The following is a 26,191-nucleotide window of genomic DNA, read 5'->3' as shown; positions in this document are numbered from 1 at the left end:
CGTTTGGCTTGTCGCACGCTAGCCGCTGCCGCTGCGTCGTGCAGCTCGCCAGCGCGGCAGTAGCCGCGGAACTCCGGTGCGCTGCCGACGCGGCGAACGGGCACTGGTCTGGGACCTCGCCCGGGCACGGGTGGCGACGTTGGAGCGGTTCGGTCCCTCAGGCGGCGTCTTCGGCGCCGAGGTAGGCGGCGATGACGGTCTCGTCACGCTGAACCACGTCGGGGACGTCGAGGGCGATCCGCTTGCCGAAGTCGACCACCATCACGCGCTCGGCGATCGACATCACGACGCCCATGTCGTGCTCGATGATGAGCATCGTCGTGTCGAGCTCGTCGAGGATCGCGTACATGTAGCGCACCATGTCCTGCTTCTCTTCGACGGTCATACCCGCCATCGGCTCGTCGAGGAAGAGGAACTCCGGCTCCATCGTGAGCACGCGGCCGAGTTCGATGCGCTTCTGGACACCGTACGGCAGGTTGGCGACGACCTCCCAGCGGTACTGACCGATCTCGAGCAGCTCGATGACCTCTTCGCACCGCTTTCGCGCCGCCAACTCCTTGCGGACCGCGAAGCGGTTGAAGAACGAGCCGGACACGGCCCCCGTGTTCTCGTGGATGTAGCGGCCGAGCATCAGGTTGTCCAGCACCGTCTGACTGGGGAACAGTCCGAGGTTCTGGAACGTCCGGGCGACGCCCAGGCGGGCGATCTGGAAGGGACGTTGGCCGATCAGGTCGTGGGTCTGGCCCTTCCCGTCGGTGAACCTGACTTCGGTTTCCTCAGCGGGGACGTACACCCCGGAGATGGCGTTGACCAGCGTCGTCTTGCCGGCGCCGTTCGGGCCGATGAGAGCGAACAGCTCGCCGCGCTCGACGTCGAAGGTGATGGCGTCGTTGGCCCGGACGCCACCGAACTGGACGGTCAGGTCCTTGACGCTGAGGATCGTGTCGTCACCCACGGTTCTTCCTCCCCTTGCGGACGATGCCGGAGTAGGCGTCCTTCGCGTCGCCGCCGCCGCCCATGTAGAGCTCCTGGACCTGCGGGTCGTTGCGGAGCTCGGCGCTGGGACCCTCGAGCACGACCTCACCGAGTTCGAAGACGTAGGCGTACTGCGTGTGTTGGAGCGCGAGGCGTGCGTTCTGTTCGATGACCAGGACCGAGACCCCCTGGTCCTGGTTGATCTCGGTCAACAACTCGAAGAGCTGTGCGACGATCTTCGGTGCCAGACCCAGCGACAGCTCGTCGCAGACGATGAGTTTGGGGTCCGACATGAGTGCGCGTCCGACAGCGACCATCTGCTGCTCTCCGCCGGACAGGAGCCCTGCGGTCTGCTTGCGCAGACGCTTCACCGGCGGGAACAGCTCGAAGACCCGCTCGAGGATCTCGTCGATCAGGTCGTGGTCCTTCACGCTGGCCGCGCCGCAGAGGAGGTTCTCCTCGACCGTGAGGCGGGGGAACAGCATCCGGCCTTCGGGGACCTGGCCGACGCCTGCCTTGACGATGTGCGAGCTCTTCTTGCCGACGATCGACTCGTTCCCGAGCGTGATCTCGCCGCTGGTGACCCTGCCCTTCTGGAGCCACAGGACGCCTGTGACCGTTCGCACGAGGGTGGTCTTTCCGGCGCCGTTGGCTCCCAGCACCGACACGAAGCCGCCATCGGGGACGTCGATACTCGCGCCCCGGAGCGCGGTGACGCCCCCGTAGGCGACGTGCAGGTCCGACACTGTCAGTCCGGCGCCGCTCATGACCCGCTCCTCGCCGTGCGGCGGTACAGCTTCGTGATCCCGGACTTGGTGCTTCTCCACACTCCGGTGAGTCCCTCCGGCTTGAACACGAGGACGAGGACGACCAGGAAGCCCTTGATGGCGAGGTCGATCTCGCTCGGGTAGTCGCTGAGGAACCCGATCTCCTTCACCACCCACAGTTCTTCACGGGCCCACTTGAACCACTCGGGCAGCACCCAGAAGAAGAAAGAGCCGAAGACGGCGCCCTGGATGGACGAGAACCCGCCGACCACGATGATGATCGCGTAGTCCAGGACGAGTTGGATATCGAAGCTGTCCTCGCCCCGTGCGCCCAGGTAGTAGGAGCCCAGCGCACCCGACATCGTGACCACGGCCGACGAGACGGCGAATGCGAGCAGCTTGGACCGGGCGACGTTGATGCCCAGCAGAGACGCCGAGATGTCACGCTCACGCACCGCGGCGAAGGCTCGTCCCTCCCTGGTGCGGACCAGGTTGGACATCAACAAGAGCGTGCCGACCGAGATCGGCATGATCACCCAGTACCACCGGAACTGTCCGGTGATGATGAACTCGCCGTTGTCGTCGGGGTTCACACCCGGGATCCAGTGCAGAGCCGATGGGATGTTCGGCTTGGGGAACGAAATCCCGACGAACCCGAAGCGGCTCTGCAGGTATTCGCGGTAGATCAACAACATCACGAAGTGCACGCCGAGTGTTGCCAGGAGCAGGTAGAGGCCTCGTAGACGCAGTGCTGGCAGACCGACGATCACCCCGACGAGGGCCCCCGCCGCCGCAGAGGTGGGGAGCGCGACCCAGATGGTCAGGTCGAAGATGATCCCGACCTGCGCACCGATGATCGTCCCGAGGACGAGGAAGGCCACGTGGGCGAGGGAGATCTGCCCCGTATAGCCGACGAGAAGGTTGAACGCCGCCGCTCCCATGGCGAAGATCAGGACGAGATTCAACACGGCGAACCAGGTCGCCCACGGGAAGTTCATCGGGGGCGAGAAGTCCGAGGCGAGGATGAACGGCGCTGCCAACACGAAGAAGATGGTGAGGGCCGCGAGCATCCGCTGGTCCGGTGTGCGCCACTTGCGCATCTCCTGGCGGTGGGTCAGCCGGCCCCGGGGTGTCCACTTCCACGCCATCAGGCCGATGACCACGAGTGCTGCGAGGCCGATGAACGCCTTCCAGTTCCCGGGGTTGTCGCCGGGAATCATTTCGAGCGCGAACGGTGTCACGACTGCGAGGGCGAACGGAGCGAATCGTTGGACGACATTCGGTTGGAAGTCCGGTCCACCGGTGCCGGGCGGGCCGTAGTGCTGGTCCCGGGCGGCGGCCAGATCGGCGGTAGCGGGATCGGGTCGGGGTTCGGTGGTGGTCATACCCGCTCCAGGTCCTTGCGTCCGAACAGGCCGGTCGGTTTGACCAACAACACGATGAAGAGCACCGAGAAGGCGACGGGTTCCCGCCACTTGGTTCCGATGTGGCCGCCGGCCAACTGTTCGATGACACCGACGACGAGACCGCCGATGATCGCTCCGCCGAGCGATGTGAGACCACCGAGGACCGCCGCCGGGAAGGCGCGCAGGCCGATGGCGGCCAGGTTCTGGTCGATCGCGGCGGTGACGTGTGCGAAGAGCACGCCACCGAGCCCGGCGAGAGCGAGCGCGGCGGCCCACGTCATCGCATAGACCCGGTCGGGGTCGATGCCCATCGCAGCGGAGGCTTCGAGGTTGTCGGCCACGGCACGGATGTGCAGGCCGACCCTCGTGTACTTGAAGAACGCGAACAGTGCGCCGACGCAGACTGCGACGATCACGAGGATGATCACGTCGACGTGGCGGATCGTGGCACCGCTGACCTCCCAGCTGCCTCCCGATCCGGGCAGGGCGGTGAGCCGGCCGCGTTCGGTCGGCCCGTAGAAGATGAGAAGCATGGCCCGGATGATCGTTGCGATCCCGATCGTCGCCAGGACGATCGAAAAGAAAGGTTGGCCGACCATGCCGCGCATGATCCCGTAGTGGATCAACAGCCCGAGGAACAACATGATCACGAGGATGATCGCGGTGCCGAGGAAGAAGTTCAGGCTCTCAGTGACGAGGAAGGTCACCGCGAAGTACGAACCGAGCATGAGGAACTCGCCGTGGGCGAGGTTCAAGACGTCGGTCGACTTGTAGACGAGCACGAAGCCCAACGCGACCACCGAGTAGATGGCACCGAGTGCCAGCCCACCCACGATGAGCTGGAGATTCACCGATAGGTCGAAATAGTTGGCAGCGAATACCGCTCCCACGTGGATCCCCCTCCACTAGCCCATCCCTCGTGCGGGGCCTGACTCTAGTCAGGTCTGCACGTCCAATTCGAACGAGCGGTTGAACACGCCGCTCACCTGCATGTTCGCGTCGCCCCCCGGCCGGGCGGCGCGGCGTCCGTTACCCGGTCTCTCAGCGCAGTTGGGTGGCGCTCAGGGCGTACAGCGGGTCTGCGCCGGCGGTGATCGCCGGGACGAGCCCGGTGGCCTGCGGCACGATCTGTTCGCAGAAGAAGCGCGCCGTCACCGTCTTCGCCTCGTAGAACTCCGCGTCCTCGCCGGTGGCGCCCTCGTCGAGACGGGCCCGGGCCGCGATGGCGGAGCGGGCCATCAGCCAGCCGCCGGTGACGGTCGAGAGCAGGCGCAGGTACGGGGTGGCTCCGGCCAGCGCGGCGTCGCCGCCGTTGGCCAGTAGCCACTCCGATGCCTCGCGGGTGGCGGCCACGGCCTCGTCGAGCGGTGGCCAAAGCGCTGCCAGGTCGCCGGTGAGTTCGCTTTCGAGTGCGGCGACGCGGTCCAGCAGTTCCGCTACGACGGCACCGTCACGCATCGGCAGCTTGCGGCCGACGAGGTCGATCGCCTGGATGCCGTTGGTGCCCTCGTAGATGGCGGCGATCTTCGAGTCACGGAAGTGCTGGGCGGCGCCGGTTTCCTCGATGTAGCCCATGCCTCCATGGACCTGCACTGCGATCGAGGTGAGCTCGGTTCCGAGGTCCGTGCACCACGCCTTCGACAGCGGTGTCAACAGGTCGGCCATCTCGCGGCCGGCCTGGCGCTGCGCGTCGTCGGGGTGGTGGGTGGCGATGTCGATCGCCTCGGCGTTGAGGTACACGAGGCAGCGCATGGCCTCGATGAATGCCTTCATGGTCAGCAGCATCCGACGGACATCGGGGTGCTCGATGATCGCGGCGGACTCGCCCTTCGGCGTGTCCGGTCGACGTCCCTGGGTGCGCTCGAGCGCGTGTTCGAGGGCCTGCTGGTGGCCACGGTCGGCGACGGCCAGTCCCTCGAGGCCGACGGCCAGGCGGGCGTAGTTCATCATCGTGAACATGTAGCGCATGCCCGAACCCTCGTCGCCGATGATCTCACCGACGGCGCCCTCGCCCGAGTCGCCGAACGACAGGACGCAGGTGGGGCTGGCGTTGATGCCCATCTTGTGCTCGATGGAGACGCAGCTGATGTCGTTGGCCTCGCCCAGCGAGCCGTCGTCGTTGACGAGGTATTTGGGGACGACGAAACAGGAGATCCCCTTGGTACCGGGGGCCGCGTCGGGCGTGCGGGCGAGGACCAGGTGAACGATGTTCTCGGTGAGGTCGTGTTCCCCCCACGTGATGTAGATCTTCTGGCCGGTGATCCGGTACGTCCCGTCCTCCTGGCGGACGGCCTTGGCGGACAGAGCGCCGACGTCGGATCCCGCCTGGGGCTCGGTCAGGTTTATCGTGCCCGTCCACTCACCGGTGATCAGCTTCGGGAGCCAGCGCAACTGCTGTTCGGTTGTGCCGTGATCGGTCAGCAGATGGATCGATCCCTGCGTCAGCATGGGGCACAGCGAGAACGCCATGTTCGCAGCCGTCATCATCTCCTGGAGAGCCGTGGCGAAGACCCAGGGGAAGCCGCCGCCGCCGAACTCGGGGTCGAATCCCACGGCGCCCCAGCCGGCGTCGACGTACTGGCGGTAGGCGTCGATGAAGCCGGTCGGCGTCGTGATTGACCCGTCGGCGTTCCGCACGCTGTGTTCGACGTCGCCGGTCCTGTTGATCGGTGCGACGACCTCGGCGAAGAACCGCCCCGCCTCCTCGAGGATCCCGGGGAGCATCTCGGTGTCGATCGCTGCGAAGGCGTCGAGGGCGGTGAGGGCGTCCATGTCGACGATCTCGTCGAGGACGAACTGCATGTCACGGACGGGTGCGGAGTAGTCGCTCATCGTTGATCCTGTTCGGCGGAGTCGGTCGGTTCGTCGTAGATGTCGGAGGGGAGGTCGTTGACGTCGGCGAGAACGCGGCGGGCGGCCGCGGCGGGGGACAGGTCCCGGGCGACGACAGCGTCGCGGTGCCGTTCAGCGGCGTCGAGGCGTCGGTCGGCGAAGTTCTGGACGATGCGGTGCATGTGACTGCGGAGCTCTCCGTGGAGCCGGGCGGCGCGGCGCGTCTGCAGTTCGCCCGATGTCGCGAGGTGGTCACGGTGCGCCTCGATCGCGTCGGCCAGGGCGTCGAGGCCCTCGCCGTCGGTGGCCGTGGTCATGACGACGGGTGGTCGCCAGTCGCCGAGGTCGGTGAGGTCCAGCATGAGGTCCAGGTCACGCCGGGCGTCGGCTGCGCCCGCCCGGTCGGCCTTGTTCACGACGAAGACGTCGCCCACCTCGAGTAGACCCGCCTTGTTGGCCTGCACAGCGTCACCCCAGCCCGGGGTCACCACGATCACGGTCGTGTCGGCTGCGCCGGCGATGTCGACCTCGACCTGGCCCACGCCGACGGTCTCGACGATCACCGGGTCGTAGCCGACGGCGTCGAGGACGCGGATGGCGCCGGGCACGGCGAGGGCGAGACCGCCGCTGTGGCCCCGCGTCGCCATCGAGCGGATGAACGTGGTCTCGCGGTCCACGACCTCGTCCATGCGGATGCGGTCGCCGAGGATGGCGCCGCCGGTGATGGGGGAGGAGGGGTCGATCGCGACGATCCCGACGCGCCCACCGCGGGCGTGGAATGTCGAACCCAGCCGGCCGGTCAGCGTCGACTTGCCCGACCCGGGTGCGCCGGTGAGGCCCACGACGTGGGTGGAGCCCGACAGCGGGTGCGTGAGTTCTGCGACCTCGTCGGCGGCCGTGCGGCCACGTTCGATGTGGGTGAGGAGTCGACCGAGGGCGCGACGCTCACCGGACTTCGCACGGTCGAACAGTTCGCCGACGGTTGCGTCGCGCAGGCTCACGCCTCTCCCGTCGAGGCCTGGATGGCCGCGATCACGTCACGCGCGGACGAACCCGGTCCGAGGACCGCGGCGACGCCCGCGTCCTGAAGGCGGGCGATGTCCTGGTCCGGGATGATCCCACCGACGATCACGGGAATCTCCAGACCGGCCGCCGCGACCGCGTCGACCATGCGGGGACCGAGGGTCATGTGGCCACCGTTGTGCATCGAGATGCCGATGGCGTCGGCGTCCTCCTGCTCGGCGGCCGCGACCACCGTGTCGGTGGTCTGGCGAAGCCCGAGGTAGATCACCTCGACGCCGGAGTCGCGCAGCATCCGGGCGACGACCTTGAGGCCGCGGTCGTGGCCGTCGAGGCCGAGCTTGGCGAGGATCACCCGCGGCGGGTCGCCCTCGATGGTCGGCAGTGCGGTCGATTCGGTGTCCGTCGCGTTCATCAGATGACCGCCGTCTCGGTGTAGGTGCCGAACACGGCTTCGAGCGTGTCGGTGATCTCGCCCTCGGTCACGTATGCCTTGACGGCGTCGATGAACGCGGGCATCAGGTTGATGGTGCTGTCGGCCGCTTCGGCGCGGAGACGCTCGAGGGCGCGGTGAGCTGCGTCGTCGTCGCGGGACTGCTTGACCTCCGCGAGGCGCTTGCGCTGGATGTCCTCGGTGGCTTCGTCGATGTAGAGGATGGGGATCTCGTCCTTACCGCCCTCCTTGTATCGGTTGACGCCGACGATGGTGCGACGTCCCGCGTTGACTTCACGCTCGAACCGGTAGGCGGAGTCGGCGATCTCTCCGGCGAAGTAGCCGTTGTCGATCCCGGCGTAGACGCCCTCCAGGATCGAGCCGTCACCGATCTCGTCGAGGTGGGCGAAGATCGCCTCGGCCTGGCGTTCCATCTCGTCGGTCATCCACTCGACGTAGGGGGCGCCGCCGAGGGGGTCGGCCACGTGGGCGACGCCGGTCTCCTCCGCGACGATCTGCTGGGTCCGAAGCGCGATGCGCGCGGACTTCTCGGTCGGCAGGGCGAGGGCCTCGTCGAAGGAGTCGGTGTGCAGGCTCTGGGTTCCACCGAGGACTGCGGCGAGTGCCTGGGTGGCCACCCTGGCGATGTTGTTCTCGGGTTGCTGGGCGGTCAGCGAGACGCCGGCCGTCTGCGTGTGGAAACGGCACAGCAGACTGCGCTCGTTCTGAGCGCCGTAGCGCTCCTTCATCCAGCGGGCCCAGATCCGACGGGCCGCGCGGAACTTGCCGATCTCCTCGAAGAAGTCGGTGTGGCTGTTGAAGAAGAAGGAGAGCCGGGGAGCGAAGGCGTCCACGTCGAGGCCTGCAGCGACGGCCGCCTCCACGTAGGCGAAGCCGTTGGCGAGGGTGAAGGCGAGTTCCTGCGCGGCGGTCGAACCCGCCTCGCGGATGTGGTATCCGCTGATCGACACCGGGTGCCAACGGGGCATCTCCGCTGTGGTGAAGCGCATCAGGTCGGTGATCAGCCGCATCGACGGCCGGGGCGGGTAGATGAACTCCTTCTGGGCCTGGAACTCCTTGAGGATGTCGTTCTGGATCGTTCCGCCCAGCCTGGCGCGCTCGACGCCGTTGTTCTCGCCGACGGCGATGTACATCGCCATGATCGTGTTGGCGGGGCTGTTGATCGTCATCGAGGTGGACACGCCACCCAGGTCGATGTCGGCGAAGAGGTCCTCCATGTCGGCGAGGGTGTCCACGGCCACGCCGGCCTTCCCGACCTCACCGAGGGACCACTCGTGGTCACTGTCGCGACCCATGAGGGTGGGCATGTCGAAGGCTGTGGACAGGCCGGTCCCGCCGTTGCGCAGAATGTCCTTGAACCGTGCGTTGGTGTCCTCGGCGGTGCCGAATCCGGCGAACATCCGCATCGTCCAGAGCTTCGAGCGGTACATCGACGCGTACACGCCGCGTGTGTAGGGGTACTGGCCGGGGAACGGCGCCTCGCCGTAGACGGGTTCCACCTCGACGCCCGACATCGTCTCGAACTCGGCGTCGCGCAACGCTGATGCCTCGTAGGCGGCCTTCCAGTGTGCGTAGGCCTCGCTGTCGCGGTCGACGTGGTCGTCGGTGATGTCGGTCGTGGTCTCGTCGCTCATCTCGTCCTCTGTCGTCCCCTGTGAGAGCGCCCGCCGGGTGGCGGCGGGATATTCGGTCATCGAATCTTCAGTCGTACAATACTTGGACATCCAAGGAGTTGTCCAGTAGAGTCCCCGCATGGTGTTGCCATTCGACCCGATCCGTGAGGCGCGCCGTCAGTGGGGCCTGCACGGATGGGACGCCTCCGATGAGATGGCGGCGGTCACGTCGCTCATCCGCGCCACCCAGATCGCCATGGCGCGCATCGACGAGGCGCTGCGGCCGCTCGACCTGACCTTCTCGAGGTACGAGGCCCTGGTCCTGTTGCACTTCTCGCGCGACGGGGCGCTCCCGCTCGGCAAGGTCGGTGAGAGGTTGATGGTCCATCCGGCCAGCGTGACCAACACGATCGACCGCCTCGAGGCCGAGGGGTTCGTGGAGCGGGTTCCCCATCCCACGGACCGGCGTAGCGCGTTGGCACGGATAACGCCCGCGGGATCCAAGGTGATGGACGCAGCGACCGGTGTGCTCGTCGCCGTCGACTTCGGTCTCACCGGTCTCGACGGCGACGCCATCGCAGCGCTCGAAGCGATCCTCGCCCCGTTCCGCCGCGATGCAGGTGACTACGAGGCCGAGGCCGACCGCGCGTCGGTGTGACTCAGTTCGCGGCGAGTGATTCCTCGGCCTGGCGGACCATCACGTCCCAGGTGAGCTCGAGGTAGCCCGACACGTCGTCGATCAGCTTGCGCAGACCCAGGCGGGCCTCTTCGGGCAGTTCGGGTGCGTCCGTCCCCTCGAGTTCGACGTCCATGTGTGCCATGCGCTCGAGCGTCACCATCCGTGCCGCCGTGCGGTGCAGGTCGTCGCCGACGGTGATCGCACCGTGCCACGGGATGATGATCGTGTGGTTGCCGCCTTCGAGCGCGGGCCCGATGTTCTCGAAACGGTCGTCGGGGCTCATCACCTGCTTCTCGTGGAAGAGCGTGCACAGGTTGTGGCGCATCTTCAGCGGCCGGTTGAGGGAGGCGAGCATGGTGACCCAGAAGGCGTGGGTGTGGACGATCGCGTCGACGTCGGACCGCATCTTGTAGATGTCGGCGTGGAATCCCCAGCCCTCGGAGACCGGGCGGGTTCCACCGAGCTTGTTCCCCTCGAAGTCGAGGTGCAGGACGTCGTCGTGGGTGATCTCGCCGAGCGTGCGATCGAACACGTTCATGTAGAAGCTCTCGCCGTCGGAGCCCCGCATGCTGACGTGGCCGCCGATGCCGGTGTCGCAGCCGTTGGCCGCCAGGCCACGACACGCGAGGACGATCTCGTGGACGAGTTCGGTTTCGGTGACCATGACGGATTGCCCCCTGTTGGTCGCGACGGCTATGGCAACACCCTAATGGCACGGTCCGCGTGGCGTCAGCCCGCGGCGACGCCTGTTCACCCGGGCCCCGGGGCTGCTGAACGCGGAATATCGCCATCGAGGTACCGGTTCATGTGGCATGCGACGACCCCCACGCCTGCTCGGAGTTCTGTTCGTCATCGTCGTGGTAGCGGCTGCATGCTCGTCGACTGCCGACGACGCCGTCTCCTCGGGTTCGGTAGACGCCGGATCGTCCGACGGCTCTGACGATGCCACGTCGGCCGACGGTGCTGACGCGCAGCCTTCCGACGGCGAAGTCTTCTCGCCGACCGAGACCGACCGCCCCTTCGACCTGTCGGGCGGCGCGACGACCAGCGACGAGGGTGTCACAGTCGACGCGGCGAACGCGACCGCCCGGTCGTCCGCGGTCGTCAACGCGAGTGAGTCGTGGGAAACGGACTGGGCCAGGGCCACGATCGACACCGCGACGCTCGCCGTCGGTATTCCGCGGCCCGATCCCCGCGACGTCGTCGGCGGTGGCGTCATCGACGTGCCGAAGTTCGAATCGGTCGCCGCTGCCACGCAGTGGCTCGAGCCCGTCGAGCCGGGGGCGCTCGTGCAACTCGACGGCGAGGCGCGCTTCTACCCCCTGTCGATCCTGACCCGCCACGAGGTGGTCAACGACCGCTTCGGCGACGTGCCGGTTGCTGTCACCTACTGCCCGCTGTGCAACACGGCGCTCAGTTTCGACCGTCGAGTGGACGGTGAGGTGCTGCGCTTCGGGACCTCCGGGCTGTTGCGCAACAGCGACCTGGTGATGTGGGACGACGTCACGGAGAGCCTGTGGCAGCAGGTCACCGGGGAGGGGATAGTCGGCGAGTTGGCCGGCACTGACCTCGTGCCGGTCAGCACGGCGATCGTGTCGTTCGGCCAGTTCGCCGCCGACTTCGGCGACGGCCTCTCGTTGTCGCGTGACACCGGCGTCGGCTCGAACTACGGGGCCAATCCCTACCAGGGCTACTCGCAGCGTGCTTCGCCGATAGGGGGGTTCATCGATGTCGACACGATCGATCCCCGGTTCCCCGCACTCGAACGCGTCGTCGGCGTCGACCTCGACACGGGAGAGGCGAAGGCCTACCCCTTCAGCGTGATAACCGTGGAGCAGGTCGTGAACGACACGCTCGGCGACACCCCGGTGGCGGTGTTCTGGGGTGGCGACACAGCGGATGCGCTCTCCGCGGGAGCAGTTGCCGACGGGGATCAGATCGGTACCGGGATCGCGTTCGACCGTCGGCTCGGCGACCGGGTCCTGACCTTCACACCGAATGGCGACGGCACGTTCACTGACGACCAGACGGGGTCCGTGTGGACCCTCACCGGTCTGGCCGTGTCCGGTGACCTGGAGGGTCAGCGCCTGGTCACGGTCACGCACCGCAACGAGTTCTGGTTCACCTGGGATGCGTTCTTCGGTGATGCCGAGGTCTACGAGGCCTCGTGACGGTCGCAGCGGTGCCGGTGGGTGGCGCGGTCTCGCCTACCCGGTTCCCCCGGAACCGTCGAACTCGTGAGCCCGGAGCTCGTCGAGCGTGATCCACTCGAGTGAGCGGGCGTGGGTCGCCTCGAGAACCACCGGCGGGGCCATCCCGGCTGCGAGAGCCTCGGCCCAGCGGGGCGCGCACAGGCACCACCGGTCTCCCGGCGACAGGCCTGCGAAGCCGAAGGCGGGATTGGGCGTCGACAGGTCGTTGCCCGCGGAGGCCGAGAAGGCGAGGAACTCGGCGGTGACGACCGCGCACACGGTGTGCACGCCGCTGTCCTCGCCGCCCGTGTCACAGCAACCGTTGCGGTAGAACCCGGTCAACGGGTCCCGACCACATTCCGCGAGCTCGTCACCCAGGACGTTGTGTGCCATGAGGTGATCTCATCACACGGCGACCATCGAGGCGGAACCGGGCGCAACCGCTCACCGGTCCCGACAGCGCGGATACCGTCGACCCATGAGCGTTCCGGTCGCCCTCGAAGATCTCCCCGCCGTCATCGAGGCCCGGGGTCACACCGCCTTCCTGACCTCGGCGGGCGCCTCGCCGTTCCCCCATCTCAAACACGTCGAGGTCCGTGTCGTCGACGGTGAACTCGTCTGCGCGACCGGCGGACGCATCGAGGCCAACATCGCGGTCTCGCCGAGCGTCGTGTTGTTGTGGCCGGTGGTGGGGGACCGGGGCCACTCCCTTCTCGTGGACGGTCGGGCGCGGGTCACAGAGGCGGGAATCGTCGTGACCCCGGAGCGGGCGATGCTGCACCGGCCGCCGTGGTTGCCGGGCGGCGATCCGCCAGCCCTACCCGTCGGCGGTGACGTTCCCGTCGCCGGGTGGACGGTCGCCCACGCGGATCAGGCTGCGAACGCGGGACTCCGTGGGCTCGCCGACCTGCTCATGGCCTCCGATGTGGACGGTCCGACGGGCCTCACCCGAGCGCTCGTGGTCGTTCACCGCGGACGCATCGTCGCGGAGCGGTACGGATCCGAGACGCACGCCGACACACCACTCCTGTCGTGGTCGATGGCCAAGAGCGTCCTTCACGCTGCGGTCGGCGTTCTCGTCGCCGACGGCGTGCTCGATGTCGATGCGCCGGCGCCGGTGGCGGCATGGAGCGGTGCCGACGATCCCCGGGCGGCGATCACGGTGCGAGACCTCCTCGAGATGCGTGACGGGCTGTCATGGAACGAGGACTACGTCGACGGCGACGCTTCGGACGTCGTCGAGATGCTGTTCGGGCGCGGTCACAGCGACATGGCCGCCTACGCCACCGGGCGTCCGGTGGCGCACGAACCGGGAGCGGTCTTCAACTATTCGAGCGGAACGTCCATGGTCCTCGCCGACGTGATCGCGACGGTCCTGGTGGGCCCCGACGCCGATGCCGGCTCACGGGAGCAGGCGGTGCGGCGACTCCTCTCCGACAGGATCTTCGACCCGATCGGGGCGACCACGGCCACGCCCGACTTCGACCCCGCCGGGACCTGGGTCGCGTCCTCCGCGGTGCGCGCCACCGCACGTGACTGGGCGCGCTTCGGGTTGCTCCATCTGCGGGGTGGATCGTGGAACGGGCGACAGGTGGTCCCCACGGACTGGGTCGAGACCGCCCGGCGACCTCAGGCCCATGACGTCGTTGACGACGAGGGATTCAGCCGGCACTGGTGGACGATCCCCGACCGCCACGGCACGTTCGCGGCGCTGGGCTACGAGGGTCAGCGTCTGCTGCTCGTACCGACCCTGGACCTCGTCGTCGTGCGGTCGGGTGTCACCCCCGCTGAGCGCATGGCCGCCCTCGACGACGTACTCGCGGCGATCATCGAGAGCTTCGCCGGCGACAGCTGAGACTCACGTGAGGATTCCGCCGTACGCGGACTCAGGTGAGCATTCCGCCGTCGATCACCATCGTGATGCCGGTGATGTAGCTGGCGGCGTCGCTCGCGAGGAAGGCGACGGGCAGCGCGACCTCGTCGGCGGTGGCCCACCGTCCCAGCGGGATGGGTATCCCGGCTTCGGCGACCACCTCGTCCTTGTCGAAGTTCTCCCAGGCGGAGGTGTCGATGAATCCCGGTGCAACGGCGTTGACACGGACGTTGTGGGGGCCCCACTCACGGGCCAGGGCGCGCGTCTCGCCGTAGAGCCCGGCCTTGGCGGCGGTGTAGGCCGCCATACCGGGCAGGTGACGCAGCCCCGACAACGAGCCGACGTTGATGATTGAGCCGCTGCCCCGTTCGACCATCTGGCGACCGAACGCCTGGGACAGAAGGAACGGCCCGGTGAGGTTGAGCGCGATCGTCTTCGACCACCCTGACTCGACGACGTCGAGCGGAGGGGCGATGAAGCGGGCTCCGCCCGCGTTGTTGATCAGGACGTCGACGTCGCCGAGATCGGCGGCAACCGTCTCGGCGGCCGCTGCGATCGCCTCGGAGGAGGTCACGTCACACGGGACGGCTGCCGCGCGCCTCCCCTTCGCCGTGACCTCGGCGGCGACGGCCTCGAGTCGGTCCACGCTGCGCGCGAGCAGGGCGACGTCGGCCCCGTGGTCGGCGACCGTCAGGGCGATGGCCCGGCCGATGTCACCGGAGGCACCGGTGACGACCACGGTGCGGCCGGCGAGAGAGAAGCTGTCGAGCATCGGAGCCGCCTACGGCGCCGGGATCTCGACGGGCGTGAACGAGACAGGCAGTGACTCCATGCCCCGACTGATGAGCGTCGGGTGCCAGTGCTCGGTGCCCGGGCCCAGCTGCAGGTCGTCGAACGCCCGCACGAGCGCGTTGATCGCGATCGACCCCTCGAGGCGGGCGATGGATGCTCCGAGGCAGAAGTGGATGCCGAACCCGAAGCCGATCTGGCCGGTCGGGTTGCGGGTCACGTCGAAGGTCTCGGGGTTCTCGAATTCCTCCGGGTCGTGGTTGGCCGCGGCCTGCACGAGGTAGACCATGTCGCCCTCGCGAATGGTCTCGCCGCGCATCTCGATGTCGGCGGAGGCCATCCTGACCTGCATCTTGGACGGTCCGTCGTAGCGCAGGATCTCCTCGATGGCGGACTTGAGGATCTCAGGGTTCGCCTTGAACTTCGCCAGCTGGTCGGGGTGGCGCAGCAGCGCGCGGGTCCCGTTGCCGATCAGGTTCGTCGTGGTTTCGTGCCCTCCGAAGAGGAACAGGACGCAGTTCGAAACGATCTCGTGATCGGTCAGGGCGTCGTCGCCCTCCTGGGCTTTGACGAGCGCGGTGATCAGGTTGTCGCCCGGCTCCGCGCGGAACTGTTTCACCATGCCGCTGAGGTAGTCCCGAAGGTCGACGAGGCCCTGCTGGGCGCGCTCGCGTCGGCCCTCCATGTCCCGGGCGCCGAAGACGAGGACCATGATGTCGTCGGACCAGTCCTTGAACATGTCGCGGTCCCCGGCGGGCACGCCGAGCATCTCGGCGATGATGACCGCCGGGATCGGATAGGCGAAGTCGTGGATGAGGTCTATCTCGCCGCGCGGCGCCACGTCGGCCACCATCTCGGCGACGAGGATCTCGGTGCGCTCGCGGAGTTGCTCCACGGCGCGGGGGGTGAAGGCCCGGCTCACGAGCTTGCGCAGGCGGGTGTGGTCGGGCGGGTCACGGAAGACAAGCCAGTCGCCGAGGATCTCGTAGGTGGGCCCACGCTCCTCGCGCTGAGCGTCGGTGAGCTTGTACTCGTAGACCGGGCGGATCCGGTCGCTCGAGAAGCGCTCGTCGCGCAACGCGTCCATGACGTCGTCGTAGCGGTGGATGAACCACGCCTTGTACAACGGGTTGAAGTAGACGGGATGGCTCTCGCGCAGTTCCGCGAGAATCGGATAAGGGTCGACGACGCGCTCGGGTGTGAGCAGGTCGACGCCCTCGTCGGCGATCGTGTCGGTCATGTCTCCTCAGCCTCCCAGAACGCCTACGACGCAGGCGTTCCCATCGATTCCGGCGGTTCCCCCACCCATTGTCTCCACGACGCCGATCCGGGCGCCTTCGATCTGCCGTTCACCGGCGTCCCCGCGCAACTGCCATGTGATCTCGGCGACCTGGGCGAGACCGGTCGCTCCGAGTGGGTGGCCCCGCGACAGCAGGCCGCCCGACGGGTTCACGGGCTGGGGTCCGCCCAGCCACGTGTGGCGGGACTCGACGAGTTCTCCGCCGCCGCCGCGTTCGCACAGGCCGAGCGCCTCGGTGGTGACGATCTCGCCGATCGTGAACGCGTCGTGGACCTCGAACATGTCGACGTCGGCGGGGCCGATGCCGGCGGCCTCGTACGCGTCGCGGGCGGTGTCCGCGACGATGTCCCAACCCCAGACCTTGTCGGTGCGGTGATCCCACAGCTTCCCGGTCCGAAGGGCCGTGGAGCGGATGGGGACGTCACGTGCGCCCGCGGTGCCCTCGCGCCGGGGCCCGATGATGGCTGCCGCGGCAGCATCCGCGATCGAGCAGCACTCGAAGAGGTGGAGCGGATCGGCGATCATCCGGCTCTCGAGGACGGACTCGACCGTGAAGGTCTTCTTGTGCTGGGCGCGGGGGTTGCCGACGGCGTGTTCGTGGTTCTTCACCGAGACGAGTGCCCGTTGCTCGCCGGTCACGCCGAACTCGTGGAGGTAGCGGGTGGCCGACATGCCGTAGATGCTCGGCATGGCGAAGCCCTGCGCGCCCTCCGGGTCGGACTCGATCGGGTTGATCGCGCCGGTGAACACCGATGTCATCGTCTCGATGCCGAACGCGAGAACCCGCTCGTAGCGCCCGTGGCTGACGGCGACCCTCGCCTCGTGGAAGGCGGACGTGCCGCTCGCGCAGGCGTTCTCGATCGTGATGATCGGGACCTCGAGGATTCCGATCTGTTGCAGGGTGCGGGTCACGGTGCCCGGGTCACCGAACACGGTGCCGGCGAACACGGCATCGACCTCCGACGCGGCGATACCGGCGTCGTCGAGTGCCTCCGAGGCCGCCTGCCACGCGAGTTCACGGGCAGGCACGTCGGGCTGCTTTCCGAACAGCGTGGTTCCGACCCCCCAGATCGCGGGATCAGCCATCGGTGGCCTCCTCTGCGTCGTCGTGTTTCGTGGTCCCGGCGAGGGGCGCTGCGAGCGGATCGCCGTGGGGCGTCATGCCCGTGAGGCGTACCCGGGTTCCGGGTGCCAGGGCGGTCGTCACGGAGTCGTCGAGGTGGGCGAGCAGGCGCGGGCCGTCGTCGAGGTCGATGTAGGCCAGCCCGTAGGGCGGCTCACGTCCGGGTACGGGGATGTACAGGATCGTCGAGGAGAAGACGGTGCCGTCGGGTCCGAACTCCTCACGCTCGAACGGGCCCTGTCCGCACACGGGGCAGCGCGGCGGGGCGACGAGCATCGGGTGCCCGCAACTGGTGCAGCGTCCCCCGGCGATCCTCGTCCCGCCGGCCTCGTCCACGACCGAGGGCCGCGGGTCTGCGGCGGCTCGGGCGCTTGTGTCGGTCCGGTTCTCGCTCACGTCCGCAACCTACCAACCATTCGGTCGATGCTCCCAAGAACGTGCCCGGGGCACACATTGCCGGGACCGGCGACAGAGCTTCGTCAGGCGGCGAGACGACCGTCGACGATATTCACCGTGCGGTCGCAGTGAAAGCGTCTCATTCGCCCCAGTGCCACCGCCGACCTCAGCAGCTATGGGGCAGCTGCGTCGTCGGGATCCGGATCGGCCTCGAGGACGCCAAGCGCGGTCCGCAGCTGATCGACGAGCTCCGGGAGCACGTCGGTGGCGGTTGTGTGAAGAATCTCGAGGTCGATCGACCAATAGCCGTGGATGATCCTGTTGCGGAGTCGGGCGGGCCGTGTCCACGGGATCTCAGGGAATCGTTCTTTCACCGACTGGTCGAGCTGCGCCGCCGCCTCACCCAGGACGGTGAAGTTCCAGAGCAGCGCATCTCGTCGTTGGCGATCCGAGCTGAACTCTTCGAGGTCGAAGCCCGAGACGAGGGCCTGCGCCTGTTCGGCCGCCTCGATCATCTCGCCGAGAAGGAGGAGCTCACGCCGCATACAGGGTCTGGGCCTCGGCCAGCACCGCGTCACGCAGCCGTTCATGCAATGCCTTGCGAGATACCAGGTCGACCGGCCGCCCAAGAGCCTCAGTCAGCTCGTCAGCGAGAGTCTCGATATCCCAACCGAGTCGAGCGCCAGGAGCCAGGTCATAGAGCAGGTCGATGTCGCTGCCCGGGCGATCCTCCCCTCGACTGACTGATCCGAAGACCTCCAAACGCGCCAAACCGAAGCGCTGGCAGATCCCTGCGACCAGGTCGAGGTCGACGTCGAGGCCCGTAGAGGTCACGGCTCAAGCCTACGGCAGTGCGGGCTCGTGATCGGGCCGACGGACGAGTCCCGAGGCGCCCGTTTCACAGTGGTCCCTCCATCCGCTCGATCGCCTTGCGGGCATCACGTGCAACTTCTCGCACCCTCTCGGACGGGTGGCGCTCGGCACTGGAGAGCGCGTCTGAGTACTCGTCGCTGTCGTGCCATCCGCCCCACGCCAGCTCGGTGATGATGTGCGCGGCCCAATAGGCAACCTCATCGGACTCGTCTCGGAGAAGCTCCTCGAGACAGCTCAACCCCTCCGGACCACAGGTACCCCGGAGGAGTTCCACGGCATCGAGCCGCCGCTCGCTGTGCGCAGCCGCCCGGTACTGCTCCATGCAGTACTCGGAAGCCTCGGGGGAGCGCAGGAGGCGCAGCGTTGTGCGAGCAAGTTCACTGCCGGGTCCGTGGGCGAGGTACTCGTCCACAGCTGACCTGATCGCATCAACTCCGACGATCAAGGACAGTGCCCGGCGGGCGTCCTCGCTCGAAACTGTCCGCTGTGCTCCGAGATGGGCAGCCAGTGCGCCCCAGTCGACGACCTCCATGAATCGACCGTAGTCCTTGGGGATCGGGTCAGCCGAGGTGATCTGGGGATCTCAGGCGGCGAGACGACCGTCGACGATGTTCACGGTGCGGTCGCAGTAACCGGTGATGCGCTCGTCATGGGTCACCACGATGGCGGCGATGCCACGGCTGCGCATCTCGTCGCGGATCAGTTCCATGACCTGCTCGCCGAGGCTGGTGTCGAGCGAGGACGTCGGTTCGTCGAAGAGAACGAGGCTGGGGTCGTTCATCAGGGCCCGCCCGATGGCCACCCGCTGACGTTGCCCGCCGGACAGCTGTGAGGGCAGGTTGCGTGCCCGGTCGCTGAGCCCGAGTTCCTCGAGGAGTTGATCGGCCCGTTCGCGCGCCGCACGACCGGTGCGGCGGCCGAGTTCGTCGACGACGAGGAGGTTCTCGCGGGCGTTGAGGAATGGGACGAGATTCACAGACTGGAATACGAAGCCGACCGATTCCTGCCGGAAGCGGGTCAGCGCGCGGTCCCCGTATCCGGAGATGTCCTCGCCGGCGACCTCGACGCTGCCTTCGGTGGGGGAGAGGATGCCCCCGGCGATCGAACACAACGTCGTCTTTCCCGAACCCGAGGGCCCGACGAGCGCGACCATCTCGTCCGCGGCCACCGTCAGCGTGGCGTGGTCGAGGGCGACCACCTCGGAGCCGTCACCCATCGGGTAGGTCTTGCGCACGTCGCTGAGACGCAGGGCGGGAGCCGCGGAGGTGGTCACGATGTCGTTCCGATCGCTGAGGCGGGGTCGACGCGCAGCACGCGGCGCAGGGAGAACCCGCACCCGGCGACGGCGGCGATGACGAGAAGGACGATGCTCGTCACCAGTCGCGAGACGGTGACGTCGAGGGGAATGGAGCCCGGTCCGATGGCGGCATCGAGTGCCAGGGCGGCCGCGCCGGCCACCGTCGCGGCGACCAGGGTGACGGCCAGGGCCTGGATCACCAGGCCCGCGAAGATGGTCGATGAACGCGCCCCCAGCGCCTTGAGAACCCCGTACAGGGCCGTGCGTTCGACGGTGAGGAGCGCGAAGAACAGCGCGATCACCACGAGGGCGATCACGACGGTGACGCCGATGATCTGGTTGAAGACCGACCTCTGTTCACTCACACCGGGAATCGCGTTGACCGCGTCGGCGATCGTGTAGCTGTCGGTGGCGCCTGCCGTCATCTCGTCGATGAGCGTGGGCAGGTCGCCCTCTCCACGGACCACCAGGGCCTGGTAGACGCCCTCGGCCAACTGCGCGTCGGGGCGGTTGTCGGCCAGGATCGACCGCCACGTCGACGGTGAGGCCCACAGGCCGCCCTGTCCGCTGAAGCTGGTGTCGGACACGAAGCCGATCACCTCCACGGGCGACCGGGCCGGGCCGAGCAGCAGCGTCATCCCCACCTCGACGCCGTCGGCCTGCAGGATCTCGTCGGCCCACGCCTGCCCTTCGGCCGGGGCGGGTGGGACTCCGTCGGGTTGCAGTTCGTAGCCGAACAGGGCGACGTCGGCGAGATCACGGGGACCGTTGCCGGGGACGCGGGCCCCGAGTTGAACGAGGCCGAGTCCGCCCACCTCGGTGACGCCGTCGAGCTCCTCCACCAGCAGGCGGATGCCGGGGTCCACGCGACTGCGCACCAGGGACGCCTCCGCCGCGTCGGAGTAGACGATCGCGTCGGCGTCCTGGGCGCGTAGCGCGCCGGTGGACGATCGGAGCAGACCGTCGAGCAGACCGCCGAGGAAGACCAGCAACATGGCGACGAGGGTCAGAACGACCGTGGCGGTCACGAAACGCCCGGGACGGCGGACGAGTTCTCGCAGTGCGAGCTTCATGTCCCGACTCCCGCGCCGGTGGTGGCCTCGATCGGGTCTATCCGCAGGACCCGCCGGGCTGCGAACGCCGCGCTGACGAGGGCCAGGACGGTCAGAGCTATCGCCCAGCCGACCACCGCCGCGGTTTCGAAGGACAGCTGTATCCCGCCGATGCGCCGCCTCGACAGTGGCGTGTAGAGGAGCGTGCCGAGCGCGTAGCCGCTCACGACGATGATCGTGACCTGGATCAACAGCGACGTGACCAGGCGGTGGGCCGGTGCGCCGATCGCCCGCAGAAGGGTCAGGGCGCCGGCTTTCTGGAAGGTGACGATGAGGAAGAACAGCCCGGTGATGCACGGTACGACGAGTCCGTAGAGCCCGAAGATGATCGAGAAGGACTGCTGGACCTGCGACACGCCCGGGGTCTCGGCTGCTGCATCGGACCGCGTGAGGGCGTCGAGGTCCGGCGAACGCTCGTTGATCGCCTCGACGAGGGCGTCGGGACTCACCCCCTCGGCGGGGGAGACGGCCATGATGTTGGGCACCGGGGTGCCTGCGTCGGGATTGACCGAGGTGGTGACGTCGACCCACGTGTCGTAGTGGGTGAACAGTGTCGGCGAGGCGTTGAGCTGTGCGTTGCGTGCGAGCCCCACGATCGTCACGCGGGTGCCGCCGGGCAGGATCGTCACGCTGTCACCGACGTCGAAGCCGTCGGGCGCGGAGGCCTCGCTCGCCACGGCCTCACCCGGCGCGGCGGGGAGGCGGCCCGTGACGAGCGTCTCGGGGGCACCGAGCCCAACGGAGGCCTCGTAGCCGATGATCGTGGTGTCGAAGCGCTCGTCGCCGCCGTCGGGAACGCCGGTGAAGGTCCCCTGGCCGACCCGTGCGGCCGCGCCGACGCCCGGGGTCGTCTCGACGAGGGACTCCAACTCGGCCGTCATGACGCTGCCCTGGATGACGCGCTGTCCGTCCAGCGAATACACGAGAACCGGGGCATTCTGGTTCTCGACAGCGCCGATGAACGACGAGATCAGCCCGTCGCGCAGCGACTGCTGGAACAGGATGAGGAACACGAGCAGTCCGAGGGCCGCCACGAGGAGTCCGAACCGGACCTTGGCCCGTGCCATCTCTCTCAGCGCGAGGAACATCGGTCGAGGATCCGTGGGGGTGGGGGCTCGGGTCGCCGCCGCGGGGCGCGGTCGTCTTCACCGCTCAGAATACCAAGCGGTGCGGGCGGCCGGCGAGCCGAGCGGCACGACCTTGAGGGGGTCGGAGGCGACTGGTACCGTCCGGTACACCAAACGACCGGTTGGTGACGGGGGGTCACACCACATGGCAGACGTTGCGCCGGACATCTTGTCGCCCGCGTTCGCGGCCGATCCGAACCCGCTGCTCCACGAGCTTCGGCGCAACCATCCGGTCACCTGGCACGAAGGCATGCAGTGCTGGATTCTGTCGCGCTTCGACGACGTCGCCCGCTCCTTCAAGACGAAGGAGTTCAACTCCGACAACTACGCGTGGCAGCTCGAGCCGGTGCACGGTCGGACCATCCTGCAGATGGAGGGTCGCGAGCACTCGGTCACCCGCAACCTCATCGCCCCCGCGTTCCGCGGTGGGGAGCTGCGGGATCACTTCGTACCGGTGATCGACAAGAACGCCGTGGATCTGATCGAAGGGTTCGCCATGGACGGGAAGGTCGACCTCGTCGACCAGTTCACGGTCCGGTTCCCCATCAACGTGATCGTCGACATGTTGGGCCTCGACAAGTCCGACCACGACCGATTCAACCGTTGGTACCACTCGATCATGGCGTTCCTGTCCAACCTGACCCAGGACCCCGACGTGACGGCGCAGGGCCTGGCCACGAAGGAGGAACTCCAGGACTACATGTTGCCGATCATCGCGCAGCGGCGTGAGAACCCCGGCGACGATCTCCTCTCCACGCTGTGCACCGCCGAGGTCGACGGTGAGCAGCTGTCCGACGTCGACATCAAGGCCTTCGTCTCGTTGTTGCTGGTGGCCGGGGGCGAGACCACCGACAAGGCCATGGCGAACATGTTCATGAACCTCGTCGCCAACCCTGACCAGCTCGCCGCGGTGCGGGAGGACCGGTCGCTGATCGAGGCGGCGTTCGCCGAGACGCTGCGACACTCACCGCCGGTCCAGATGATCATGCGCCAGGCGGCTGAAGACGTCGAGATCGGCGGCGTGACCATTGCGGAGGGCTCGACGATCACCAGCCTCATCGCAGCCGCCAACCGGGACCCCGACGTGTACACCGACCCCGACCGTTTCGACATCCACCGCGACGACCTCGACGTCGCCAAGGCCTTCTCCGCCGCCGCCAACCACACGGCCTTCGCGCTCGGCCGCCACTTCTGCATCGGCGCGATGTTGTCGAAGACCGAGGTCGAGATCGGCACCAACCGGCTGCTCGACGCGATGGAGAACATCGCCTTCGCCGGCGGACCGCCGACGCCCGTGGGGGTCTTTACCCGCGCGCCGGTGTCGATGCCGCTCACCTTCACGCCCGCATCGGCGTGAAGCCCATCGGGGCCCGGCGCGCCGTCACAATGCGACCGCTGGGGAACCAACGATCAGATCGCCGACCACAGGGAGAGAACCATGGGCGTTGAAGGACTGCGCTTCGTCATCACCGGCAGCGCGACGGGAATCGGAGAGGCCACCGCCCGCGTCGCCGCGGCCAAGGGTGCCAAGGTCGTCGTCTCAGACCTGAACGACGACAAGGGCGAGGGTGTCGCGGCGTCGATCCGCGAGGCCGGCGGTGAAGCCGTGTACCAGCACTGCGACGTGACCGACGCCACCCAGGTGGAGGCGCTGATGGCCGCCGCCGCGGATGCCTTCGGCGGTATCGACGTCCTGCACAACAACGCCGGCGTGCACGAGACGATGTTCGCGCCGCCCGATCAGTGCGATGTCGAGAACATGCCGATCGACGTGTTCCGCAAGGTCGTCGAGATCAACGCCATCGCCCCCTGGGTCTGCACGAAGTTCGCGGTGCCCTATCTCAAGGAGAGTGACAACGCGGCCGTCGTCAACGCGGCGTCGACCGGTGCGCAGTCCGGCTACCCGATGAACTCGGCCTACGGCACCTCCAAGGGCGGGATCCGCCTCCAGACCCAGAACGCCGCGGTGGATCTGGCGAAGTACGGCATCCGCGTCAACTGCTACGGGCCCACGGCGATCGCCACGGAGATGGTCACCGAGTTCGTCAAGCAGTCCGACGATCCCGAAGCGTTCGAGAAGGCGCTCATCGGGACCGCCTTGATCCCCCGCCTGGGCAGGCCTGAGGAGGTCGCAGAACTCGTCTGCTTCCTGGCCAGCCCCGAGGCGAGCTTCATCAACGGCGCCTACTACCTCATCGACGGTGGCTCACTCGCATGGCGTGGCCAGGCGAGCGACCTCGGCATCATCTGAGCCACCTTCACCCATCAGGTCCACCAGCAAGCCCTTCCGACAGGAGACACATCACAATGGCCGACAAGCAAGCCATCACCGAACTTCTCAACCGTGCCGGGGTCGCGTACGACACGCCCGACCTCGACTTCCTGCTGAACATGTTCGTGGACGACGGCGTCTTCGAGCTCGTGATCACGGGCAACGATCCGATGATCTTCGAGGGCCGCGAGACCATCAACGGTCTCTTCGAGGGTTCGCTCGAGGACCAGGACGACCAGCGTCGTCACGTCGTCACCAACATCTTCTTCCAGAACGAGACCGAGACATCTGCGACGACCGTCTCGTATCTCACCCTCATCACGGTCAAGGACGGTGCACTCACCGTCATCTCGAGCGGCGTATACACCGACGACGTCGTCCTCGTCGACGGCGAGTGGAAGCTCAAGAAGCGTCACCTGCTTCTCGATCTCCCCTACTGAGACAGGCCCGACCCCGTGCCGGGGTGGTCGTGGCCTCCAGGTCACGCCGCCCCGCCGCGTGTTCCCCGTACGACACGACAGGAGACTCAGGATGAACATCGGGATGATCCCGGCCAAGTGGGCCCGCCAGACGCCGGACAACGAGGCGATCATCGACGCGACCACCGGGACCCGGGTGACTTTCGCGCAGCTCGACGAGCACGTGCGTCGTCTGGCCAACGGGCTCATGGCGCTCGGCCTCGAGCGTGGTGACCGCGTCGGCATCCTGAGCCAGAACTCCGTGGAGTACGCGGCCCTGTACTTCGCCGCCGGACGGTGCGGGCTCATCACCCAGCCGCTGAACTGGCGGCTCTCCGCGCCCGAGCTCGCGAGGATCATCAACGGCGCCGAGCCGAAGGTCTTCATCACCCAGGGGCAGTTCGTCGGGGTGGCCGACGAGATCATGACCCAGGTGGAGTGCGTCGAGCACTGGATCAGCTACGGCGAAGGTGGCGACGGCAGCTACGAGGCCATGATCGAACGGGCCTCCGACGCGGAGCCCGCCGGCTCCGCCGAGCTCGGTGGCGACGACCCGCTGTTCATCTTGTACACCGGCGGCACGACCGGCGAGTCCAAGGGCGCGCTGCACACGCACAACTCGGTGTTCCACGGCATGCTCAACCAGACCGTGGCCGAACGGATCGTCCCCAGCGACGTCTACATGTTGACCGGCCAGATGTTCCACATCCCGGTCGTGTTGGCCATCAACTACCTCGCGCACGGCTGCCCGCTCGTGCTCATGAACTTCGACGCGAAGCTCGCGATGGAGCTCATCGAGAAGGAGAAGGTCTCCGCGTTCCTGGGTGTGACGACGATGCTCAACTGGATGATGGCCGTCGAGAACTTCGACGACTACGACATCTCGAGCCTGCGCAACATCCAGTACGGCGGTGGGCCGATGCCGTCGCGGGTGATCGCCGAGGCGTTGGACAAGTTCCCGTGCACCCTCATCCAGGGCTACGGCCAGACCGAGGGCACGACCATGTGCTTCCTGTCCCAGGAGGACCACATCCGGGCGATCGGCGACGACTACCACCCCGAGCGCCTCAAGTCGTGTGGCCGGGAGGGCTTCATAAGCTCGGTGCGCGTCGTGGACCCCGAGGGCAACGACGTCCCCTGCGACGGCGAGACGGCCGGCGAGATCATCGTGAAGTCCGAGGCCAACATGGTCGGTTACTTCCGCCGCCCGGACCTCACGGCCGAGACGATCAAGGACGGCTGGATGTGGACGGGGGACATGGCCACCATGGACGAGGAGCGTTACGTCTTCATCGTGGACCGGGCCAAGGACATGATCATCTCCGGGGGCGAGAACATCTACTCCGTGCAGGTCGAGGAGGCCATCTCGAAGCATCCCAATGTCCTCGAGGTGGCCGTCATCGGGATCCCCGACGACGAGTGGGGTGAGTCGGTCAAGGCCTACGTCGTGTTGAAGCCGGGGACCGAGGCGACCGAGCAGGAGATCATCGACACGGCCCGCGAGAACCTCGCGTCGTACCAGAAGCCCCGCTCCGTCGAGTTCATCGACTCGCTCCCCAAGGCGCCCACCGGCAAGATCCTCAAGCGGGATCTGCGGGCGCCGTACTGGGAAGACAACGAGCGACAGGTCTGA

General features: G+C 67.5%; 27 protein-coding genes. 7 read left to right on the top strand and 20 right to left on the bottom strand.

Features of this window, described 5'->3' with window-relative positions:
• Positions 1 to 157: 157 nt before the first annotated feature.
• The 8 genes from RIE08_04100 to RIE08_04065 all read right to left on the bottom strand — a co-directional run bounded on the left by RIE08_04100 (position 158) and on the right by RIE08_04065 (position 9,148).
• On the bottom strand, positions 158 to 955 hold the full coding sequence (locus tag RIE08_04100) for an ABC transporter ATP-binding protein (protein MEQ8716770.1): 798 nt from the start codon (positions 953 to 955) through the stop codon (positions 158 to 160).
• A complete protein-coding gene (locus tag RIE08_04095) occupies positions 948 to 1,742 on the bottom strand; it encodes an ABC transporter ATP-binding protein (GenBank protein ID MEQ8716769.1) in 795 nt (264 codons plus the stop codon). The genes RIE08_04100 and RIE08_04095 overlap by 8 nt, the downstream gene beginning before the upstream one ends.
• Complete coding sequence (locus RIE08_04090) at positions 1,739 to 3,127, bottom strand: branched-chain amino acid ABC transporter permease (GenBank protein ID MEQ8716768.1); 1,389 nt, start codon at positions 3,125 to 3,127, stop codon at positions 1,739 to 1,741. Before RIE08_04090 ends, RIE08_04095 begins: the two co-directional genes overlap by 4 nt.
• Positions 3,124 to 4,038, bottom strand: a complete 915-nt coding sequence (locus tag RIE08_04085) for a branched-chain amino acid ABC transporter permease (protein MEQ8716767.1) — start codon at positions 4,036 to 4,038, stop codon at positions 3,124 to 3,126. The genes RIE08_04090 and RIE08_04085 overlap by 4 nt, the downstream gene beginning before the upstream one ends.
• Before the next feature lie 151 nt (positions 4,039 to 4,189).
• The gene (locus RIE08_04080; GenBank protein MEQ8716766.1) at positions 4,190 to 5,980 is read right to left on the bottom strand and encodes an acyl-CoA dehydrogenase; all 1,791 of its coding nucleotides are present in this window, start codon (positions 5,978 to 5,980) and stop codon (positions 4,190 to 4,192) included.
• Positions 5,977 to 6,981, bottom strand: a complete 1,005-nt coding sequence (meaB, locus tag RIE08_04075) for a methylmalonyl Co-A mutase-associated GTPase MeaB (GenBank protein ID MEQ8716765.1) — start codon at positions 6,979 to 6,981, stop codon at positions 5,977 to 5,979. Before meaB ends, RIE08_04080 begins: the two co-directional genes overlap by 4 nt.
• Positions 6,978 to 7,415 (bottom strand): cobalamin-dependent protein, encoded by a 438-nt coding sequence (locus RIE08_04070; GenBank protein ID MEQ8716764.1) that lies wholly within the window; start codon positions 7,413 to 7,415, stop codon positions 6,978 to 6,980. Before RIE08_04070 ends, meaB begins: the two co-directional genes overlap by 4 nt.
• Positions 7,415 to 9,148 carry a methylmalonyl-CoA mutase family protein gene (locus tag RIE08_04065; protein MEQ8716763.1) on the bottom strand — a complete coding sequence of 578 codons (1,734 nt, stop codon included), beginning with the start codon at positions 9,146 to 9,148 and terminating at the stop codon, positions 7,415 to 7,417. Before RIE08_04065 ends, RIE08_04070 begins: the two co-directional genes overlap by 1 nt.
• A 58-nt stretch (positions 9,149 to 9,206) precedes the next feature.
• On the opposite strand from RIE08_04065, the gene RIE08_04060 reads away from it, so the two are divergent.
• Complete coding sequence (locus RIE08_04060) at positions 9,207 to 9,725, top strand: MarR family transcriptional regulator (GenBank protein ID MEQ8716762.1); 519 nt, start codon at positions 9,207 to 9,209, stop codon at positions 9,723 to 9,725.
• Position 9,726: 1 nt separating this feature from the next.
• Here the strand turns inward: RIE08_04060 and RIE08_04055 are convergent, their stop codons facing one another.
• The gene (locus RIE08_04055) at positions 9,727 to 10,410 is read right to left on the bottom strand and encodes a class II aldolase/adducin family protein (protein ID MEQ8716761.1); all 684 of its coding nucleotides are present in this window, start codon (positions 10,408 to 10,410) and stop codon (positions 9,727 to 9,729) included.
• Positions 10,411 to 10,558: 148 nt separating this feature from the next.
• Between RIE08_04055 and RIE08_04050 the strand changes: the two genes are divergently transcribed.
• Positions 10,559 to 11,917 carry a DUF3179 domain-containing protein gene (locus tag RIE08_04050; GenBank protein ID MEQ8716760.1) on the top strand — a complete coding sequence of 453 codons (1,359 nt, stop codon included), beginning with the start codon at positions 10,559 to 10,561 and terminating at the stop codon, positions 11,915 to 11,917.
• A gap of 36 nt (positions 11,918 to 11,953) precedes the next feature.
• On the opposite strand, the gene RIE08_04045 is transcribed toward RIE08_04050, so the two are convergent.
• On the bottom strand, positions 11,954 to 12,331 hold the full coding sequence (locus RIE08_04045) for a DUF2237 domain-containing protein (protein ID MEQ8716759.1): 378 nt from the start codon (positions 12,329 to 12,331) through the stop codon (positions 11,954 to 11,956).
• An 85-nt stretch (positions 12,332 to 12,416) separates the two neighbouring features.
• Here RIE08_04045 and RIE08_04040 point away from each other — a divergent pair, with 85 nt between their 5' ends.
• Positions 12,417 to 13,793, top strand: a complete 1,377-nt coding sequence (locus RIE08_04040) for a serine hydrolase (protein ID MEQ8716758.1) — start codon at positions 12,417 to 12,419, stop codon at positions 13,791 to 13,793.
• Between the two features lie 31 nt (positions 13,794 to 13,824).
• On the opposite strand, the gene RIE08_04035 is transcribed toward RIE08_04040, so the two are convergent.
• From RIE08_04035 to RIE08_03990, 10 genes are all read right to left on the bottom strand, one after another.
• On the bottom strand, positions 13,825 to 14,583 hold the full coding sequence (locus RIE08_04035) for an SDR family NAD(P)-dependent oxidoreductase (protein ID MEQ8716757.1): 759 nt from the start codon (positions 14,581 to 14,583) through the stop codon (positions 13,825 to 13,827).
• A 9-nt stretch (positions 14,584 to 14,592) separates the two neighbouring features.
• Positions 14,593 to 15,840: a cytochrome P450 gene (locus tag RIE08_04030; protein ID MEQ8716756.1), complete on the bottom strand. Its 1,248-nt coding sequence runs from the start codon at positions 15,838 to 15,840 to the stop codon at positions 14,593 to 14,595.
• A gap of 6 nt (positions 15,841 to 15,846) precedes the next feature.
• Positions 15,847 to 16,986: a thiolase family protein gene (locus tag RIE08_04025; GenBank protein ID MEQ8716755.1), complete on the bottom strand. Its 1,140-nt coding sequence runs from the start codon at positions 16,984 to 16,986 to the stop codon at positions 15,847 to 15,849.
• Positions 16,979 to 17,419 carry an OB-fold domain-containing protein gene (locus RIE08_04020; GenBank protein MEQ8716754.1) on the bottom strand — a complete coding sequence of 147 codons (441 nt, stop codon included), beginning with the start codon at positions 17,417 to 17,419 and terminating at the stop codon, positions 16,979 to 16,981. The genes RIE08_04025 and RIE08_04020 overlap by 8 nt, the downstream gene beginning before the upstream one ends.
• Positions 17,420 to 17,592: 173 nt before the next feature.
• Positions 17,593 to 17,964 (bottom strand): DUF86 domain-containing protein, encoded by a 372-nt coding sequence (locus RIE08_04015; GenBank protein MEQ8716753.1) that lies wholly within the window; start codon positions 17,962 to 17,964, stop codon positions 17,593 to 17,595.
• A complete protein-coding gene (locus RIE08_04010; protein MEQ8716752.1) occupies positions 17,954 to 18,253 on the bottom strand; it encodes a nucleotidyltransferase family protein in 300 nt (99 codons plus the stop codon). Before RIE08_04010 ends, RIE08_04015 begins: the two co-directional genes overlap by 11 nt.
• Positions 18,254 to 18,317: 64 nt before the next feature.
• Positions 18,318 to 18,824: a hypothetical protein gene (locus RIE08_04005; GenBank protein MEQ8716751.1), complete on the bottom strand. Its 507-nt coding sequence runs from the start codon at positions 18,822 to 18,824 to the stop codon at positions 18,318 to 18,320.
• A 51-nt stretch (positions 18,825 to 18,875) separates the two neighbouring features.
• Positions 18,876 to 19,565, bottom strand: a complete 690-nt coding sequence (locus tag RIE08_04000) for an ABC transporter ATP-binding protein (protein MEQ8716750.1) — start codon at positions 19,563 to 19,565, stop codon at positions 18,876 to 18,878.
• Complete coding sequence (locus RIE08_03995; protein ID MEQ8716749.1) at positions 19,562 to 20,662, bottom strand: ABC transporter permease; 1,101 nt, start codon at positions 20,660 to 20,662, stop codon at positions 19,562 to 19,564. Before RIE08_03995 ends, RIE08_04000 begins: the two co-directional genes overlap by 4 nt.
• Positions 20,659 to 21,789, bottom strand: coding sequence for an ABC transporter permease (locus RIE08_03990; protein MEQ8716748.1), 1,131 nt, complete (start codon positions 21,787 to 21,789; stop codon positions 20,659 to 20,661). Before RIE08_03990 ends, RIE08_03995 begins: the two co-directional genes overlap by 4 nt.
• Positions 21,790 to 21,973: 184 nt before the next feature.
• Here RIE08_03990 and RIE08_03985 point away from each other — a divergent pair, with 184 nt between their 5' ends.
• From RIE08_03985 to RIE08_03970, 4 genes are all read left to right on the top strand, one after another.
• The gene (locus tag RIE08_03985) at positions 21,974 to 23,185 is read left to right on the top strand and encodes a cytochrome P450 (GenBank protein MEQ8716747.1); all 1,212 of its coding nucleotides are present in this window, start codon (positions 21,974 to 21,976) and stop codon (positions 23,183 to 23,185) included.
• A gap of 81 nt (positions 23,186 to 23,266) precedes the next feature.
• Positions 23,267 to 24,079, top strand: a complete 813-nt coding sequence (locus tag RIE08_03980; GenBank protein MEQ8716746.1) for an SDR family oxidoreductase — start codon at positions 23,267 to 23,269, stop codon at positions 24,077 to 24,079.
• A gap of 56 nt (positions 24,080 to 24,135) precedes the next feature.
• Positions 24,136 to 24,540 (top strand): nuclear transport factor 2 family protein, encoded by a 405-nt coding sequence (locus tag RIE08_03975; protein ID MEQ8716745.1) that lies wholly within the window; start codon positions 24,136 to 24,138, stop codon positions 24,538 to 24,540.
• A 91-nt stretch (positions 24,541 to 24,631) separates the two neighbouring features.
• Positions 24,632 to 26,191, top strand: a complete 1,560-nt coding sequence (locus RIE08_03970) for a long-chain-fatty-acid--CoA ligase (GenBank protein ID MEQ8716744.1) — start codon at positions 24,632 to 24,634, stop codon at positions 26,189 to 26,191.

This window comes from Acidimicrobiales bacterium, assembly GCA_040219085.1.
Lineage (GTDB): Bacteria > Actinomycetota > Acidimicrobiia > Acidimicrobiales > JAVJTC01 > JAVJTC01.
This window is presented reverse-complemented; position numbering and strand designations above follow the sequence as displayed.

Bases quoted from the DNA above. Each gene is read 5' to 3' on its own strand.
- RIE08_04095 (MEQ8716769.1), bottom strand. From the start codon at position 1,742: ATGAGCGGCGCCGGACTGACAGTGTCGGACCTGCACGTCGCCTACGGG.
- RIE08_04090 (MEQ8716768.1), bottom strand. From the start codon at position 3,127: ATGACCACCACCGAACCCCGACCCGATCCCGCTACCGCCGATCTGGCC.
- RIE08_04080 (MEQ8716766.1), bottom strand. From the start codon at position 5,980: ATGAGCGACTACTCCGCACCCGTCCGTGACATGCAGTTCGTCCTCGAC.
- RIE08_04070 (MEQ8716764.1), bottom strand. From the start codon at position 7,415: ATGAACGCGACGGACACCGAATCGACCGCACTGCCGACCATCGAGGGC.
- RIE08_04065 (MEQ8716763.1), bottom strand. From the start codon at position 9,148: ATGACCGAATATCCCGCCGCCACCCGGCGGGCGCTCTCACAGGGGACG.
- RIE08_04060 (MEQ8716762.1), top strand. From the start codon at position 9,207: ATGGTGTTGCCATTCGACCCGATCCGTGAGGCGCGCCGTCAGTGGGGC.
- RIE08_04055 (MEQ8716761.1), bottom strand. From the start codon at position 10,410: ATGGTCACCGAAACCGAACTCGTCCACGAGATCGTCCTCGCGTGTCGT.
- RIE08_04050 (MEQ8716760.1), top strand. From the start codon at position 10,559: ATGCGACGACCCCCACGCCTGCTCGGAGTTCTGTTCGTCATCGTCGTG.
- RIE08_04045 (MEQ8716759.1), bottom strand. From the start codon at position 12,331: ATGGCACACAACGTCCTGGGTGACGAGCTCGCGGAATGTGGTCGGGAC.
- RIE08_04040 (MEQ8716758.1), top strand. From the start codon at position 12,417: ATGAGCGTTCCGGTCGCCCTCGAAGATCTCCCCGCCGTCATCGAGGCC.
- RIE08_04035 (MEQ8716757.1), bottom strand. From the start codon at position 14,583: ATGCTCGACAGCTTCTCTCTCGCCGGCCGCACCGTGGTCGTCACCGGT.
- RIE08_04030 (MEQ8716756.1), bottom strand. From the start codon at position 15,840: ATGACCGACACGATCGCCGACGAGGGCGTCGACCTGCTCACACCCGAG.
- RIE08_04025 (MEQ8716755.1), bottom strand. From the start codon at position 16,986: ATGGCTGATCCCGCGATCTGGGGGGTCGGAACCACGCTGTTCGGAAAG.
- RIE08_04015 (MEQ8716753.1), bottom strand. From the start codon at position 17,964: ATGCGGCGTGAGCTCCTCCTTCTCGGCGAGATGATCGAGGCGGCCGAA.
- RIE08_04005 (MEQ8716751.1), bottom strand. From the start codon at position 18,824: ATGGAGGTCGTCGACTGGGGCGCACTGGCTGCCCATCTCGGAGCACAG.
- RIE08_03995 (MEQ8716749.1), bottom strand. From the start codon at position 20,662: ATGAAGCTCGCACTGCGAGAACTCGTCCGCCGTCCCGGGCGTTTCGTG.
- RIE08_03990 (MEQ8716748.1), bottom strand. From the start codon at position 21,789: ATGTTCCTCGCGCTGAGAGAGATGGCACGGGCCAAGGTCCGGTTCGGA.
- RIE08_03985 (MEQ8716747.1), top strand. From the start codon at position 21,974: ATGGCAGACGTTGCGCCGGACATCTTGTCGCCCGCGTTCGCGGCCGAT.
- RIE08_03980 (MEQ8716746.1), top strand. From the start codon at position 23,267: ATGGGCGTTGAAGGACTGCGCTTCGTCATCACCGGCAGCGCGACGGGA.
- RIE08_03975 (MEQ8716745.1), top strand. From the start codon at position 24,136: ATGGCCGACAAGCAAGCCATCACCGAACTTCTCAACCGTGCCGGGGTC.
- RIE08_03970 (MEQ8716744.1), top strand. From the start codon at position 24,632: ATGAACATCGGGATGATCCCGGCCAAGTGGGCCCGCCAGACGCCGGAC.